The organism is Acidovorax sp. SUPP2825, from assembly GCF_030158995.1.
Lineage (GTDB): Bacteria > Pseudomonadota > Gammaproteobacteria > Burkholderiales > Burkholderiaceae_C > Paracidovorax.
In genome coordinates, this window is sequence record NZ_BQXK01000026.1 from 12,033 (window position 1) to 25,768 (window position 13,736).

Annotated in this window: 15 protein-coding genes; 7 read left to right on the forward strand and 8 right to left on the reverse strand. The window is 69.4% G+C overall.

The annotated features are described in order from the left end of the window. Positions 1-66 precede the first annotated feature (66 nt). The 5 genes from AVAK2825_RS22625 (at position 67) to hemW (ending at position 4,822) form a co-directional block, all read left to right on the forward strand. Positions 67-1,083, forward strand: a complete 1,017-nt coding sequence (locus tag AVAK2825_RS22625; RefSeq protein WP_272548837.1) for a serine/threonine protein kinase — start codon at positions 67-69, stop codon at positions 1,081-1,083. Next, on the forward strand, positions 1,080-1,982 hold the full coding sequence (locus AVAK2825_RS22630; protein WP_272564820.1) for a PP2C family protein-serine/threonine phosphatase: 903 nt from the start codon (positions 1,080-1,082) through the stop codon (positions 1,980-1,982). The genes AVAK2825_RS22625 and AVAK2825_RS22630 overlap by 4 nt, the downstream gene beginning before the upstream one ends. A 97-nt stretch (positions 1,983-2,079) precedes the next feature. Beyond that, positions 2,080-2,811: a ribonuclease PH gene (gene rph, locus AVAK2825_RS22635; protein WP_272564819.1), complete on the forward strand. Its 732-nt coding sequence runs from the start codon at positions 2,080-2,082 to the stop codon at positions 2,809-2,811. Positions 2,812-2,935: 124 nt separating this feature from the next. After that, positions 2,936-3,535 carry an RdgB/HAM1 family non-canonical purine NTP pyrophosphatase gene (gene rdgB / locus AVAK2825_RS22640; RefSeq protein WP_272564818.1) on the forward strand — a complete coding sequence of 200 codons (600 nt, stop codon included), beginning with the start codon at positions 2,936-2,938 and terminating at the stop codon, positions 3,533-3,535. A gap of 30 nt (positions 3,536-3,565) precedes the next feature. Further along, on the forward strand, positions 3,566-4,822 hold the full coding sequence (gene hemW / locus AVAK2825_RS22645) for a radical SAM family heme chaperone HemW (RefSeq protein ID WP_284402681.1): 1,257 nt from the start codon (positions 3,566-3,568) through the stop codon (positions 4,820-4,822). 60 nt (positions 4,823-4,882) lie between these two features. Here hemW and AVAK2825_RS22650 read toward each other — a convergent pair whose 3' ends face one another. The 5 genes from AVAK2825_RS22650 to AVAK2825_RS22670 all read right to left on the reverse strand — a co-directional run bounded on the left by AVAK2825_RS22650 (position 4,883) and on the right by AVAK2825_RS22670 (position 10,348). Further along, the gene (locus AVAK2825_RS22650) at positions 4,883-5,215 is read right to left on the reverse strand and encodes an I78 family peptidase inhibitor (protein WP_284402682.1); all 333 of its coding nucleotides are present in this window, start codon (positions 5,213-5,215) and stop codon (positions 4,883-4,885) included. A 125-nt stretch (positions 5,216-5,340) separates the two neighbouring features. Continuing rightward, positions 5,341-6,813 (reverse strand): SPOR domain-containing protein, encoded by a 1,473-nt coding sequence (locus AVAK2825_RS22655; protein WP_284402683.1) that lies wholly within the window; start codon positions 6,811-6,813, stop codon positions 5,341-5,343. A gap of 51 nt (positions 6,814-6,864) precedes the next feature. Beyond that, entirely contained in the window at positions 6,865-8,166 is a 1,302-nt protein-coding gene (locus AVAK2825_RS22660; protein ID WP_284402684.1) for an SAM-dependent methyltransferase, read from the reverse strand. Then, positions 8,163-8,957, reverse strand: a complete 795-nt coding sequence (locus tag AVAK2825_RS22665; protein WP_284402685.1) for a DUF1365 domain-containing protein — start codon at positions 8,955-8,957, stop codon at positions 8,163-8,165. Before AVAK2825_RS22665 ends, AVAK2825_RS22660 begins: the two co-directional genes overlap by 4 nt. Continuing rightward, the gene (locus tag AVAK2825_RS22670; RefSeq protein WP_284402686.1) at positions 8,954-10,348 is read right to left on the reverse strand and encodes an NAD(P)/FAD-dependent oxidoreductase; all 1,395 of its coding nucleotides are present in this window, start codon (positions 10,346-10,348) and stop codon (positions 8,954-8,956) included. The genes AVAK2825_RS22665 and AVAK2825_RS22670 overlap by 4 nt, the downstream gene beginning before the upstream one ends. 233 nt (positions 10,349-10,581) lie before the next feature. On the opposite strand from AVAK2825_RS22670, the gene AVAK2825_RS22675 reads away from it, so the two are divergent. Together AVAK2825_RS22675 and AVAK2825_RS22680 are read left to right on the forward strand one after the other, a co-directional pair. Then, complete coding sequence (locus tag AVAK2825_RS22675; protein WP_284402687.1) at positions 10,582-11,124, forward strand: sigma-70 family RNA polymerase sigma factor; 543 nt, start codon at positions 10,582-10,584, stop codon at positions 11,122-11,124. After that, positions 11,121-11,780, forward strand: a complete 660-nt coding sequence (locus AVAK2825_RS22680; RefSeq protein ID WP_284402688.1) for a ChrR family anti-sigma-E factor — start codon at positions 11,121-11,123, stop codon at positions 11,778-11,780. Before AVAK2825_RS22675 ends, AVAK2825_RS22680 begins: the two co-directional genes overlap by 4 nt. Before the next feature lie 43 nt (positions 11,781-11,823). On the opposite strand, the gene AVAK2825_RS22685 is transcribed toward AVAK2825_RS22680, so the two are convergent. Genes AVAK2825_RS22685 through AVAK2825_RS22695 form a run of 3 tightly spaced genes read right to left on the reverse strand, consistent with a single transcriptional unit; the run spans position 11,824 to position 13,733 of the window. Beyond that, complete coding sequence (locus AVAK2825_RS22685) at positions 11,824-12,243, reverse strand: DUF2177 family protein (RefSeq protein ID WP_272564809.1); 420 nt, start codon at positions 12,241-12,243, stop codon at positions 11,824-11,826. A gap of 21 nt (positions 12,244-12,264) precedes the next feature. Further along, the gene (locus tag AVAK2825_RS22690) at positions 12,265-12,930 is read right to left on the reverse strand and encodes a DUF6134 family protein (protein WP_284402689.1); all 666 of its coding nucleotides are present in this window, start codon (positions 12,928-12,930) and stop codon (positions 12,265-12,267) included. Next, positions 12,927-13,733, reverse strand: coding sequence for a DUF1295 domain-containing protein (locus tag AVAK2825_RS22695; RefSeq protein ID WP_284402690.1), 807 nt, complete (start codon positions 13,731-13,733; stop codon positions 12,927-12,929). The genes AVAK2825_RS22690 and AVAK2825_RS22695 overlap by 4 nt, the downstream gene beginning before the upstream one ends. Positions 13,734-13,736 lie beyond the last annotated feature (3 nt).

Here is a 13,736-nt window from a genome sequence, read left to right on the forward strand (position 1 = left end):
CGGTGGTTGCTTGCGATCCGGCGATTATCCGGGTTCCGATTCGTGCCCGAGGTTTCTTCGCAAAATATGTCAAAAATCAAGCCGGCCCCCCTGCCGCCCGACACCACGATTGGTGGCTACCGCGTGGTGCGCCGGCTCTCCTCCGGCGGCTTCGGCGTGGTGTATCTGGCCATCGATCCCGACGGCCAGCAGGTCGCCATCAAGGAATATCTGCCGTCTTCCCTGGCCACCCGCGGCCCGGGCGAGTTGCTGCCCAAGGTGCCTCCCGAAAAGCTGTCGCTGTACCGCCTGGGCCTCAAGAGTTTCTTCGAGGAAGGCCGGGCCCTGGCGCAGATCTCGCACGCCTCGGTGGTGAGCGTGCTCAATTTCTTTCGGGAAAACGAAACCGTCTACATGGTGATGAACTACCTGGAAGGGGCCACCCTGCAGGACTTCATCATCACCGCGCGCGACCTCAAGACCCAGAAGGTGTTCCGCGAGTCCACGATCCGCTCGCTGTTCGACGAGGTGCTGCGCGGCCTGCGCATCGTGCACCAGCACAAGATGCTTCACCTCGATATCAAGCCGGCCAACATCTTCATCACTGACGACAACAAGGCGGTGATGATCGACTTCGGCGCGGCGCGCGAGGTGCTCTCGAAGGAGGGCAACTTCATCCGCCCGATGTACACGCCCGGCTTCGCAGCGCCCGAGATGTACCGCCGCGATTCGTCGATGGGGCCCTGGACCGACATCTACGCGATCGGCGCCTGCATCTATGCCTGCATGCAGGGATTCCCGCCCAACGAGGCGCCGCAGCGCTCCGACAAGGACCGCCTGTCGCTGGCGCTGACCAAGCTGCGCGGCGTTTACTCCGACAACCTGATCGAGGTGGTCGAATGGTGCATGGCGCTCGATCCGTTATCGCGGCCCCAGTCGGTGTTCGCCTTGCAAAAGGAACTGAGCCGCGAGGGCGAGCGGCGCTATACCAAGCTGTCCGTGGGCGAGAAGATGCGGCTGCAGCTCGATACGCTGGTGTCCGATACCAAGAAGAATGTGCAGAAGGTGGGCGAGGCCACGCGAATGGGGGCGAAGCCGAAATGAAATTCTCCGTCTTCCAGGTCAGCCGTCGGGGCGGCCGCGAAACCAATGAAGACCGCATGGGCTACTGCTACACGCGGGAGTCCAGCCTGTTCGTCCTGGCGGACGGCATGGGCGGCCATCCGGAGGGCGAAGTGGCGGCGCAACTGGCGCTGCAGACGGTGTCCGCCGCGTTCCAGCGGCACGCCAAGCCCACGCTGGAAGACGTGCACGGATTTCTGGCCGACGCGCTGCTGGCCGCACACCACCAGATCCTTCGCTACGCGGCCGACCGCGGCATGCTGGACACGCCTCGCACCACGCTGGTCGTGGCGGTGGTGCAGGAAGGGTCCGCCAGCTGGATCCACTGCGGCGACTCGCGCCTGTACATGGTGCGCGGGGGCGAACTGTTCACGCGCACGCGCGACCATTCGTACCTGGAGCTGCGCAACATGCCGCTGCAGGGCATTGAGCGGGTGAACCGCAATGTGCTGTTCACCTGCCTGGGATCGCCGACCAAGCCCATCTACGACATCACCGGCCCGGTGGCCCTGGAGCAGGGCGACCGCATCCTGCTGTGCTCCGACGGCCTGTGGGGCACGCTGGACGACGAGACCATCGCCCGCCAGCTGAGCCGCCTGCCGGTCTCGCAGTCGGTGCCCGACATGGTCGAAGACGCGTTGCGCAAGGCCGGCGACACCAGCGACAACGTGACCGTGGTGGCGCTGGAGTGGGAGACGCCGGACGCGTTCGAATCCACCCAGGGCATTTCGACCGACAGCATCAGCGACGACGGGTTTTCCTCCACGATCCAGGCCGGTCCGCTCGACATGGTGGACGACGACCTGGACGACGAGGCCATCGAACGTTCCATCGCCGAGATCAACGAGGCCATCCGCCGCTCGGCGGCCCGCAAGGCCTGAACGCTCGCTCCGCCCGGCGCTCGGCCGGACGCAGCGCCTGCCGGGTGACCGTGTTGTTTTCGCCGCCCTGTTTTCGTTTCCTACCGGACCCCATTCCATGACCTCTTTCACCCGTCCGGGCGGCCGTGCCGCCGACCAGTTGCGCCCGGTGCGCATCACCCGCCGCTACACCATGCACGCCGAAGGCTCGGTGCTCATCGAGTTCGGCAACACCAAGGTGCTGTGCACCGCGTCGGTGGAAGAGCGCGTGCCGCCCCACAAGCGCGGCAGCGGCGAGGGCTGGGTGACGGCCGAGTACGGCATGCTGCCCCGGTCCACCCACACCCGCAGCGACCGCGAGGCGGCCCGCGGCAAGCAGAATGGCCGCACGCAGGAGATCCAGCGCCTGATCGGCCGCAGCCTGCGGGCCGTGTTCGATCTCCAGCGCCTGGGCGAGCGCACCCTGCAGCTCGACTGCGACGTCATCCAGGCCGATGGCGGCACGCGCACGGCGGCCATCACGGGTGCCTGGGTCGCGGCGCAGGATGCGGTGGCCCATCTGATCGCGCGCGGCAAGCTGGCCGAATCGCCCATCACGGCCCCGCTGGCAGCCATTTCGGTCGGCATCGTGGAAGGCACGCCGCTGCTCGATCTGGAGTACGTGGAAGACGTGGCCTGCGACACCGACATGAACGTGGTGATGACCGGCGCCGGCCACTTCGTGGAGGTGCAGGGCACGGCCGAAGGCGTGGCGTTCACCCGCCAGGAGATGGACCGCCTGTTGTCGCTGGCCGAAAAGGGCGTGGCCGAACTGGTGGCGCTGCAGCAGCAGGCGCTGCGCAACGGATAGCGATAGCGAATGCGGCCTTGGCTGTGCCTGACCGGCTCCCCCTTTGCACCGATGGAAAACGCATTTGCTATTGAATTTGTAGCGGCATGCCCTAGATGAATATGCGCTGGAAGCCATTTTGACCATGAAACTCGTACTCGCATCCAACAACCAGGGCAAGCTGGCCGAACTGCAGACGCTGCTGGCGCCGCTCGGCGTGGTGCTCGTGCGCCAGGCGGACCTGGGCGTCGGCGAGGCGGCCGAGCCCTTTCGGACCTTCGTGGAGAACGCGCTGGCCAAGGCGCGCTTTGCCGCCCAGCACACCGGACTGCCGGCGCTGGCCGATGACGCCGGCCTGTGTGTCGATGCCTTCGACGGATTGCCGGGCGTGGACACGGCCTATTACGCGACCCGATTCGGCTACGACAAGGGCGACGCGAACAACGTGCGCGCGCTGCTGGAGCAGATGCAGGGCATCGACCAGCGCCGCGCGGCGATGGTGAGCACCCTCGTGGCGGTGCGCACGCCCGAGGACCCGGAGCCGCTCATCGCCGTGGGCCGGGTCGTGGGCGAGATCGCGCGCGAGCCGCGTGGCAGCCAGGGCTTCGGGTTCGATCCGATCATGGTCGTCCCCGAGTTCGGCAAGACCTTCGCCGAGCTGCCGACGGAGGTGAAGAACGCTCACAGCCACCGGGGCCGGTCGGCGCAGCAGATGCTGGCGCTGATGCGCGAGCGCTGGTTCTGAGGCGCTGGCGCCTTTCGGAGATTCCTGGCCGTGTCCCTTTCCATTCCCATCGTTCCCGAGGCCTCGGCGGAGGCCGCGCCGGCGCCCGTGCGCGACGTGCAGCACTCCATGCGGCCCGGCGTGCTGCAGCTGGGCAGCCTGCCGCCGCTGTCGCTGTACGTGCACCTGCCCTGGTGTCTGAAAAAATGCCCCTACTGCGATTTCAACTCGCATGAGTACCGCGATGGTGGCGGTGCGCAGGCCTTGCCCGAGCAGCGCTACCTGGACGCCTTGATGGCCGACCTGGAGGCGGCGCTGCCGCTGATCTGGGGCCGGACGGTGCACAGCATCTTCATCGGCGGTGGCACACCCAGCCTGTTCTCGCCCGCCGCCATCGACCAGTTGATCGGCGGCCTGCGCGCGCGGCTGCGCCTGGAGGCGGACTGCGAGATCACGATGGAGGCCAATCCCGGCACGTTCGAGAAAGACCGCTTTCGGGCGTACCGCGCGGCCGGGGTGACGCGGCTGTCGATCGGCGTGCAGAGCTTCGACGACCGTTTCCTGAAGGCGCTGGGGCGGGTGCACGACGGTGCCCAGGCCATGGCCGCGGTGGAAGAGGCTGCGCAATCGTTCGAGACCTTCAACCTCGACATCATGTACGCCCTGCCGGGCCAGACGCTCGCCGATCTGGAGCAGGACATGCGCACCGCGCTGGCGCTGGGGCCGCCGCACATCTCGATCTACCACCTGACCATCGAGCCCAACACGGTGTTCGCCAAGTTTCCGCCCGTGGTGCCCGAGGACGACCAGGCCTACGCCATGCTGGACCGCATCACCGAGATGACGGCGCAGGCCGGGCTGCAGCGCTATGAAATCTCGGCCTATGCACGCGAGGGCCACGGCTGCTTCCACAACACCAACTACTGGCAGTTCGGCGACTACCTGGGCATCGGCGCGGGCGCGCACAGCAAGATCAGCTTCGCGCACCGCGTGGTGCGGCAGGTGCGCTTTCGGGACCCCGGACGGTACATGGACCACGCGCTGGCAGGCCATGCGGTGGCGCAGGACGACGAGGTGCGCCGGGCCGACCTGCCGTTCGAATACATGCTCAACGCGTTGCGCCTGCGCGAGGGGTTTGCGCTGCAGGACTTCATGGCGCGCACGGGCCTGCCGTTGACCGCGATTGCCAAGGCGCTGGACGAGGCCGAGCGCAAGGGTCTGATCGAGCGCGACATGGCGCGCGTGCGCCCCACCGAGCGGGGCTTCGATTTCCTGAGCGACCTGCAGGCGCTCTTTCTGGCCGACTGACGGGCGAGCGCTCCGGCGCCTGGACCGCCACCACCGGCCGAGCCCACCGGGTGCCGGTCGTCAGCCGCAGCGCGCCGCGACGATGCGGCCGTTGGCGTCCACCTGCAGGTTCAGCCGCGTGGCGTCGAATTCCTTGGTCACGATCTGGTCGGGGCGCAGCACGCGGGCCATCTGCGCGCCGGAGCGCACCCGGGCGTCTTCCACCACCTTGGCCGTGCTGTTCTGGCCCACCACCACCTGTGCGGGCGGGCCGCTGCAAATGCCGCCCGCGGGCGCGCCCGTGCTGCTGGTGGTGCCTGGCGTGGCGCTGCCCCAGGGGGCGTTGGTGGTGCAGCCGGCGGCCAGCAGGGCGGCGGCGGTGAGGGCGAGGGCCGTCAGGGAGCGTTGGGACATGGTGGAGAGCGATGTCGTTGGTGAATGAAAGGAGCACACCTTAGCGCAGGGTGCTGGCGGAAGGGTCACCAGTGGTAACGCGGCAGCGGTCCCCGCGCCGTCCCCGCGGCCAGGGGGCCGAAGGGTCAATTCCGCGCTGGCGCAGGGAGCGCCGCCGCGGAAGCATCCAGGCCCAGGTCGCGTACCTTGGCCGCCGCCGCGTTGGCTTGCGACGCGGAGGCGAACGGCCCCACCCGCACGCGCCGCAGCTTCTGCCCGCCCGAGGTGGTGACGGGCTGCGACGTGGCCGGCAAGCCGGCCTCCCGCAGCCGGGCATGGGCGCGGCGCGCATTGGCGGGTTCGGCAAAGAGGCCGACGTTGATGTACAGGCGGCGGTCGGGCGCGGCGGTCGCGCTGGCTGCACTCGCAGCTGGGGTGGAGGTTTTGTCCGGGGCCGTTACCGTCCGAGCCGCGGCTGGCTTGGGCGCGGAGGCGCGCGGTTTGGCCGGTTCGGCAGCCGCGCGGCTGGCGGGTGCGGCTTTCGAGGCCGCCGTGGCCGGTGCCGACGCTGGTGCCGATGCGGCTGCCGCCTGCGCTGGCATGGCGGCCGGTACGGAGGCCGCGGATGGAGCGGGCCGGGCGGCGGGCGGCTCTACGGGGGAGGATGCGCTGGGCGCCGTGGCCCGCGTGGGTTCTGCCGGGACCTGGGAGGCGACGGCGGATGCCGAAACCGCTATGGCCGGGGCGGTTGCGGAAGAGGCCGCTGGCGCGCGCGGAGTGGCTTGCGGGGCTTGTGCTTTCGCCGGCAGCGAAGCCACAGGGACGGGCGCGGCGGGCGCACTGGCCCCGGCTGCGGGTGGTTCGGTGGAAGCGGGGGCGGGGGCGGGGAGCGGGGCCGTGGCCGGCGTTTCGGCCAGCACGGCACCGCTGGCCCCATTCGATGCCGCTGGCCTGGCGGCAGGTGCCACCCCGATGGCGGTCGCCGGCACGGCCGATGCGGCGGGCGTGGGCGCTGCCGCAGGGGGGCTGCCGGCGGATGGGCCTGTCAAGGAAGCCCCGGCAGGCAGCAGCAGGTACAGGGCCAGCGCAGCCACCGCCAGCGCCACGTTGGCCGCGGCGATCCACCCCAGCCGGCGCCGGGTCGCCGCGCGGCGGGCGAGCCATTCGCCCGCCTGGGGCAAGGTGGCCGAGGCAGAGAGCGCCTTGGTGATGCGCTTGCGCACCTCGGCGTGGAAGATGGCGTCGCCGTAGAGCCCGGGCACCACCGTGGCGGCCAGCAGGAGAGCGAGCAGCACGCCCGACAGCACTGGCAGCGGCCACTGCACCACGTACTGGCCCAGCGCGAACACCAGCAACGCCACGCCTTCGAGGGCCGCCACATAGACGAGGGCGGCCCCCCAGAGCTGGCGGAACACCAGCCAGTTCAGCGTGCACAGGGCCGCGGCCCAGTTCCAGCGCGGCAGCGGGCGACCCGCGGTGTCGAGCCGCTCGAAGGCGGGCAGGTAGTAATCGGCATTGACCGGGCCGATCGCGGCGCGGTAGAGCGTTCCCATCGTGGTGTCGTCGGAGCGGCGGGGAACGAGGGCGGCATGGGCCGAATAAGCCGTGTGGGCAAGCATGGCGAGATTCTGGCACGCACCCCGCCGTGTGGGGCGCTGGGCGCGTGCGGTTTACCCGGGACGGTGCGATGCGCCAGGCGTGTCCGGGGCGCCCGGCGTCGCATGGACGATGGTGTACAGGCCCACGTCCACCCGGCCGGTGCTGAAGCCGGCTTCGCAATAGCACAGGTAGTACTCCCACAGCCGCCGGAACGGCGCATCGAAGCCCAGCGGCTCGATCGTGGGCCAGGCGCTCAGGAAGCGGTGGCGCCATTCGGCCAGGGTGGTCGCATAGCTGGGGCCGAAGGTTTCCGCGGCCTGCAGTGCCAGGCCCGCGTTCGCCAGCGCTTGCCGCAGCCGGGAGGGCGAGGGCAGCATGCCGCCCGGAAAGATGTAGCGCTGGATGAAGTCGGTGGTGCTGCGGTACTGTTCGAACTGCGCGTCCGCGATGGTGATGACCTGCACCACGGCCCGGCCGCCGGGGCGCAGCCGCTCTTTGAGCGTTTCGAAATAGGCCGGCCAGTAGCGCTCGCCCACGGCCTCCAGCATTTCGATGGAGACGATGTGGTCGAACTGGCCTTCGACGTCGCGGTAGTCCTGCAGCCGCAGATCGATGTGCTCGGTGAGCGCCTCGTCATGCACGCGCTGGCGGGCGTGGCGCAACTGCTCGGACGACAGGGTGAGGCCGGTCACCGATGCGCCGGTGTCGCGGGCCAGGGCAATGGCCAGGGCGCCCCAGCCGCAGCCGATCTCCAGCACGCGTTCGCCGGCCCGGGGCGCCAGCAGGGTGGCGATGCGGGCCAGCTTGGCCTGCTGGGCCTGCTCCAGCGATTCCTGGCCCGTGCCGTAGATGGCGCTGGAATAAAGCATGTCCGGGTCCAGCCACTGGGCATAGAAATCGTTGCCCATGTCGTAGTGGAACGAGATGTTCTGGCGGCTGCCCCGGCGGGTGTTGGCGCGGCGCAGGTGGAACAGCCGCGCCAGCAGCCGCGCCGGCAGGCTGGCCTGCAGCGCGCGGCCCCAGCCGGCCTCGTTGCGCACGCCCAGCTCCAGCAGGGCGGCCAAGTCGGGGCTGGACCATTCACCCTGGCGGTAGCTCTCCGCCAGGCCCAGGTCGCCGCCCACGGCCAGGCGCCACAGCGGGCGCCAGCGGTGCAGCACGAGGGTGCCGTGGGGCCCGGGCTCGGTGCCTCGGCCCTCGGCGCGTTCACCGCCGGGCAGTTCCACGGTCAGGGTGCCGCAGCGCACGTTGGTCAGCAGGCGGCGCAGCACGCGCTGCAGGGGCCGCGACCGCCAGGTGGCCCGGCGGGGCATCGACGCGACCGCATGCGTGCCGTCCGTCGGAAGTCCGGTGGAGGGGGTGGGGAGGGTCATAGGTCTTTGGTTTTGATGATGGTCACGGGCAGGGCCGGCGCGGGCGGCTTGGTGTGCAGCGGCACCCTTTTGATCCAGAGTTTCAGGGCTTCCCAGTGGATGGCGCCCATCACTTTCAGCGTGAGCAGCGGGTGGGTGAGGAAGGTGCGGGCGAGGGCGCGGTCGTCGAGCGGCCGGCGGCGCGCATGGAAGCGGGCGACCAGCACGGGTCCGTTCGCATCGCTGGCCGTGATGCCCACGCCCAGGTGGTCGCGCTGCGCCGCGGGCAGGGCGATGTCGAAGGCATAGCGCATCGACAGCCCCAGAAAGGGCGACACATGGAATTCCTTGTCGCACGACTGCCGGATGCGGGTGGCGTGCTGCTCGGCTTCGGGGACCGCAATGAGGTAGCTGTGGCGCTCGCCGAAGGTGTTGTTCACCTCGTAGAGCAGGGCCTGGAGCGCGCCGTCGGACCGGTGGCAGAAGTACACGGTCAGCGGATTGAAGGCGTAGCCCAGGATGCGGGGCATGGTCAGCAGCTGGATGCGGCCGTCGGGCGCCAGTCCCGCCCGGGCCAGTTGCTGCTCCACATGCTGGCGCATCGGCAGGCCCTCGGCGCCGCCGTAGTCCTTCTCGTGCAGGCTGAACAGGTTGAAGCGGTTGACGGAGAACAACCGCAGGCGGCGGTCGAGCCCTGCCAGTTCGTCCAGATCGATCAGCAGCGAAAAGACGCGGTACTGCAGCCGGTGCCGCGCCGGGCTGAGCCGCTGGTGCATCACGCGGCCGGTATAGAGCGCTGACTGGCCCGTCACCGCGCGGCTCCCGGGCGTGCCGCTGCGTGCGCAGAGGCCGCGGGCAGGTGGATGCGGCCGGATTCGTCGTCCACGCTCCAGGGTCGGCGCACGCCGCCCAGGGCCTCCGCCACGGCAAGGCCGGCCTGCAGCCCGTCTTCGTGGAAGCCGGAGCCGAAGTAGGCACCGCAGAACCAGGTGCGCCGCTGGCCCTGCAGCGACCAGAGCGATCGCTGGGCCTGCATGGCGGCGCCGTTGAAGATCGGGTGCTCGTAGGTCTGCGTGTGCAGCAGGTGGCGGGGGTGCGGCTCCTGCGTGGGGTTGAGCGTGAGGAACAGCGGGGTGGCGTCCGGAATGTGCTGCAGGCGGTTCATCCAGTAGGTCACGCTCAGGGCCTCGCTGCGTTCGCGCTCGGCGGCGTAGTTCCAGCTGGACCACACCGCGCGGCGCCGGGGCATGAGGGCCGGGTCGTTGTGCAGCACGGCCCGGTTGCGGCTGTAGCCGAAGGCGCCGAGCAGGTCGGTCTCTGCCTGGCTCGCATCCGGCAGCAGGCGCAGGGCCTGGTCGGCATGGGTGGCGATGACCACCTGGTCGAAACGCCGCGATTCCTGCGCATCGCCCGTGCGCACGTAGGCGCCCTCGGTGGTGCGCCGCACTTCGATGGCCGCGCTGTCCAGCCGCAGCCCCTGCCCGAGAACCTCCGTGATCTTCTGCACGTAGCGCTGGCTGCCGCCTTGCACGGTGCGCCAGGCCGGGCGGTGCCCGAGGTTCAGCAGGTGGTGGTTTTCGCAAAAGCGCACGAATGCCTGGACGGGGTACTCGCCGATGCGCGCCGCGGGCGTGGACCAGATGGCGGCGGCCATGGGATAGAGGTGGTCCTCGCGGAACGCCCGGCCATAGCCGTGCTGGTCGAGGTAGGCATCGAGCGAGAGGTCGCCCAGTTGGCGGACATCGGTGGGCGCCCGGCGGTAAAAGCGCACCAGATCGCGCAGCATCGACCAGAAACGGGGGCTCAGCAGATTGCTGCGCTGGGCGAACACGCCGCCGAAGCCGGTGCCGCTGTATTCGAGTGCGCCGCCTTCCAGGCTCACGCCGAAGGACATGTCGGTGGCCAGCGTGGCCACCTGCAGGTGCGCGAACAGCGCCGTCAGGTTGGGATAGGCCGATTCGTTGTAGACGATGAACCCCGTGTCCACGGCGATGTCGCCCTCCGGCCCGGGCACGTGGACGGTGTGGCTGTGGCCGCCGGGCCGCTGGTCGGCCTCGAACAGCGTGACCTGGTGCCGTTGGGCGAGCAGCCACGCGGCCGACAGGCCGGAAATGCCGCTGCCGATCACGGCCACGTCCAGCGGCCGCCCCGTCGGGGCGGCCTTGGCGGGCGATGCGGGCGCAGGCGCCGCGTGGATTGTCATTGCGTCCATCCTCGAAGTCTCCTCGCGGAGTATTGTGTCGGTATACGCAGTGACCACGCGTTTGGATTCCACCAGATGGGCGTGATCTAATCCGCCGGGTGTTGCGTATGAGCAGCATGACCACCGTCCGCCAGCCCGCAGAGCGGCCTTCCAGGCCTCGAAAATCCTGGCCTCCTTATTTGTCGATCGTGACCCAGCCACCCACCCATGGAGCCCATCCGACGGGAGACGCGTTGAGCGCCCTGGTCCAGGCGGTGGCCGCCCAGGGCGACCGGCAGGCGTTCGCGGCGCTGTTCAAGCACTTCGCTCCGCGCGTGAAGGCTTACCTCATGCGCCTCGGAACCCCGGAGAGCGTGGCGGAGGACCTGGCTCAGGAGGCACTGGTCAGTGTCTGGCGTAAGGCGCACCTGTTCGACCCGGCGCATGCCGGAGTTTCCACCTGGGTGTTCACGATTGCGCGCAACCTGCGGGTGGACCACTTTCGGCGCCGATCCAATCTGGCGCTGGAACAGGACGAAGGCCAGGGCGAGCAGCTGCCCGACACGGCGCCTGCGCCTGAAGAACACTGCTACGCCGCGCAACAGGAGAGCGACGTGCGGCATGCCCTGCAGCAGCTGGCGCCTGAGCAGGCTCAAGTGCTACGGCTGTCTTTCTTCGAAGAGCATCCCCACGCCCGGATCGCGCAGGATCTGGGCATTCCGCTGGGCACCGTGAAATCGCGGGTCCGCCTGGCGATGAACCATTTGCGCCGCTTGCTCGGCCACCTTGAGCCATGACGATCCAACACCATCCTGCCGACGACGTGCTGCTGGCCCAGGCCGCCGGGCACCTGCCCGCGGCCGCCTCGCTGCTGATCCAGGCGCATGTGGCCATGTGCCCGCACTGCCGCGAGCGCTTGTGCACACTCGAAATGGTCGGCGGTGCCATGCTGGACGGCATCGCCCCGGCCACGTTGCAGCCCGATGCCCTGGCGCGCACCCTGGCCGCCATCGACGGCGCTGCACATCGCCCTGTCCCTGGCCGGCGGTCATCGACACGCCCGGCGTCCTGGCCGGAAGGCGCCTTCTGGCCCGATGCGCTCGATGCCTGCCAGGTCTCCCCCTGGCGCTGGCTGGGCCCCGGCATGCGCTGGAGCCGCGTGACCCTGCCGGACGATGCCCAGGCCAACGTGCTGCTCCTGCGCATCGGTGCGGGCAAGCGTTTGCCGCAGCATACGCACAGCGAGGTGGAATGGACCCAGGTGCTGCATGGCGCCTTCCACGATGGGCGTGCGCGGTTCGGGCCGGGAGATTTCGACGGCGCCGATGGGCAGGTGCACCATCAGCCGGTGGTGGAGCCGGGCGGCGAATGCATCTGCCTGGCAGGTATCGAGGGCCGGGTGGTTTTCGATGGCGCCATCGCGCGATGGGTCGGCGCGCTCGCCGGCATGTGAGCCGGATGCACGCCCTTGTCGAAGGGCGCGTGGCGACAACCAATCAGCGCAGCGGACCGCCCCAGCGCAGGGTGGCCAGGCACGCTGCCGTGGCGGCTGCGCCCGTGACGAACGCGCCCCAGCACATGTCGGCGATCGTCACGCTCCACGGCCAGTCTTTCAGGGTGGCCTGGTTGGTCAGGTCGTAGGTGGCATAGGCGATCAGCCCCAGCAGGGCGCCCATGCCCAGGGCCGATGCCCAGCTGCGCTGTTCTACCGCAGGCAACACCGCCATCACGACCACGCCGGCGACGTAGATCAGATAGAACAACGCCGCGGGCGCCACCGAAAACTTGTCCTGCATGAGGTGCCCGATGGCGGGGCGGTAAAGGCGGTCAGCCATGGTGGAGAGCCATACGGCGTCGAGCGCCAGGAAGACCAGGGCCGTGGAGGCATAGGCGACGGCAAGGGGGCGGATCATCATGGGTGTTCTCCTGGGGGGCGGTTATTTCAATCGGTAGCTGAGTCGGCGGCCGCTGCCCACGGTGGAATCGAGGCCGATCCACGCGCCGTCGGCGGCATACCAGAGGTCAATCGGGTGCGGCAGCCCGGTGATGCGCCAGCGCACTGCCGCCACGGTTTCGCCCCGCACGTCGAGTGTGCCTTCGCCCTGCCGCACCACTTGCACGGCATCGATCTTGCCGGTCTGGGCATTGAGCAACTGCGTCTGGCTGCGGATGGCCGGGTTCCAGTAGGCAAAACTCAAGGTACACGCGGGCATGCCTTCGGCGGGCGGAGTGGTGCTGCCCGGTGCGGGAAAGCGCAGGTCCACTTTGTTGACCTTGCCGTCGTCCTGCGTCTCCGCGGTGATGGATTCAAGGCATCCATCTCGCCAAAGTTCACGGGCATCGTGCCGGTAGCGATAGACCACCAGGCCGAGCAGCTTGACGGCAAAGCGTGCTTCGCTGGTCAGCACACGCTCCTGGGCCGCAGGCGCCGACAGTCGAAAGCGGTGTTCGCCGATCGGCGTGCCATCCAGGGCCACCTGGAAATTCCACTCGTTTGCCGCCGGCATCGCTGCGGCCGCAGGCATGGCCGTGGCGGTCCACAGCAAGGCGGCGGCAACGCACCAGGCGGTTTGCCGGCCGCAGGATGCAAGGCGGCCGGTCATCGGGGGCCTCCGGTGCGCGGTGGTCCCGGAATGAAGGCATTGGTGCGCAGCATGTACTCGCGGTAGGCCGGGCGCCGCTCGGCGATGTCTTTTTCCAGCAGCGCCACGCCCGACACGCGCAGCAGCAGGACCGTCATGAGCGCGGGTGACACGATGGTCCACACGCCCGCCCAGCCCGTGCCTGCGAGCGCCAAGAGCCAGAGGCCCCACCAGACGCAGGCCTCACCGAAATAGTTGGGGTGGCGCGTGAACCGCCACAGTCCCCGGTCCATGACCTGCCCCGCATGGGCGGGATCGGATTTGAAGCGCGCCATCTGCGCATCGCCCACCGCTTCGAACAAGATGCCGAATCCGGCCAGGGCGATGCCGATCGCATCGATCGTGCCCAGTGGGCGGGGCGATGCCGCCAGGCCTGCCAGCAAGGGCGCCGAGACGATCCAGGCCAGCACGCCCTGCAGGCCGAACACGAGGTACAGGCTCTTGAAGGCGAAGTTCGGGCGGTTGCGTTCGCGCATCGCGCGGTAGCGGTGGTCTTCGCCGTGCCCCCAATTGCGTGCGGTGATGTAGGCGCACAGCCGCAGTCCCCAGATCCCCGACAGCAGCAGCAACGCAACGCCTCGGGCCCCGAGGCTCGGGGCCAAGGCCCCGTACACGGCGCCGCAGCCGGCGATGAGCACGGGCCACGCGCGGTCGGCAAGGCTGGCGTCCCTGCGGGCCAGGCTCACCAGCCATGTGGCAACGGAAGCGGACAGGGCCCAGGCGAGGCCGTACAGGGCCCAGGTGACGGCAGCCGATGCATTCATGCC

What these genes read in the sequence shown, in the direction of transcription:
- AVAK2825_RS22690 (WP_284402689.1), bottom strand. Translation starts at nt 12,930, where the DNA reads ATGACCGGCCGCCTTGCATCCTGCGGCCGGCAAACCGCCTGGTGCGTT.
- AVAK2825_RS22625 (WP_272548837.1), top strand. Translation starts at nt 67, where the DNA reads ATGTCAAAAATCAAGCCGGCCCCCCTGCCGCCCGACACCACGATTGGT.
- AVAK2825_RS22685 (WP_272564809.1), bottom strand. Translation starts at nt 12,243, where the DNA reads ATGATGATCCGCCCCCTTGCCGTCGCCTATGCCTCCACGGCCCTGGTC.
- rdgB (WP_272564818.1), top strand. Translation starts at nt 2,936, where the DNA reads ATGAAACTCGTACTCGCATCCAACAACCAGGGCAAGCTGGCCGAACTG.
- AVAK2825_RS22670 (WP_284402686.1), bottom strand. Translation starts at nt 10,348, where the DNA reads ATGACAATCCACGCGGCGCCTGCGCCCGCATCGCCCGCCAAGGCCGCC.
- AVAK2825_RS22630 (WP_272564820.1), top strand. Translation starts at nt 1,080, where the DNA reads ATGAAATTCTCCGTCTTCCAGGTCAGCCGTCGGGGCGGCCGCGAAACC.
- AVAK2825_RS22680 (WP_284402688.1), top strand. Translation starts at nt 11,121, where the DNA reads ATGACGATCCAACACCATCCTGCCGACGACGTGCTGCTGGCCCAGGCC.
- AVAK2825_RS22660 (WP_284402684.1), bottom strand. Translation starts at nt 8,166, where the DNA reads ATGACCCTCCCCACCCCCTCCACCGGACTTCCGACGGACGGCACGCAT.
- rph (WP_272564819.1), top strand. Translation starts at nt 2,080, where the DNA reads ATGACCTCTTTCACCCGTCCGGGCGGCCGTGCCGCCGACCAGTTGCGC.
- AVAK2825_RS22650 (WP_284402682.1), bottom strand. Translation starts at nt 5,215, where the DNA reads ATGTCCCAACGCTCCCTGACGGCCCTCGCCCTCACCGCCGCCGCCCTG.
- AVAK2825_RS22655 (WP_284402683.1), bottom strand. Translation starts at nt 6,813, where the DNA reads ATGCTTGCCCACACGGCTTATTCGGCCCATGCCGCCCTCGTTCCCCGC.
- AVAK2825_RS22695 (WP_284402690.1), bottom strand. Translation starts at nt 13,733, where the DNA reads ATGAATGCATCGGCTGCCGTCACCTGGGCCCTGTACGGCCTCGCCTGG.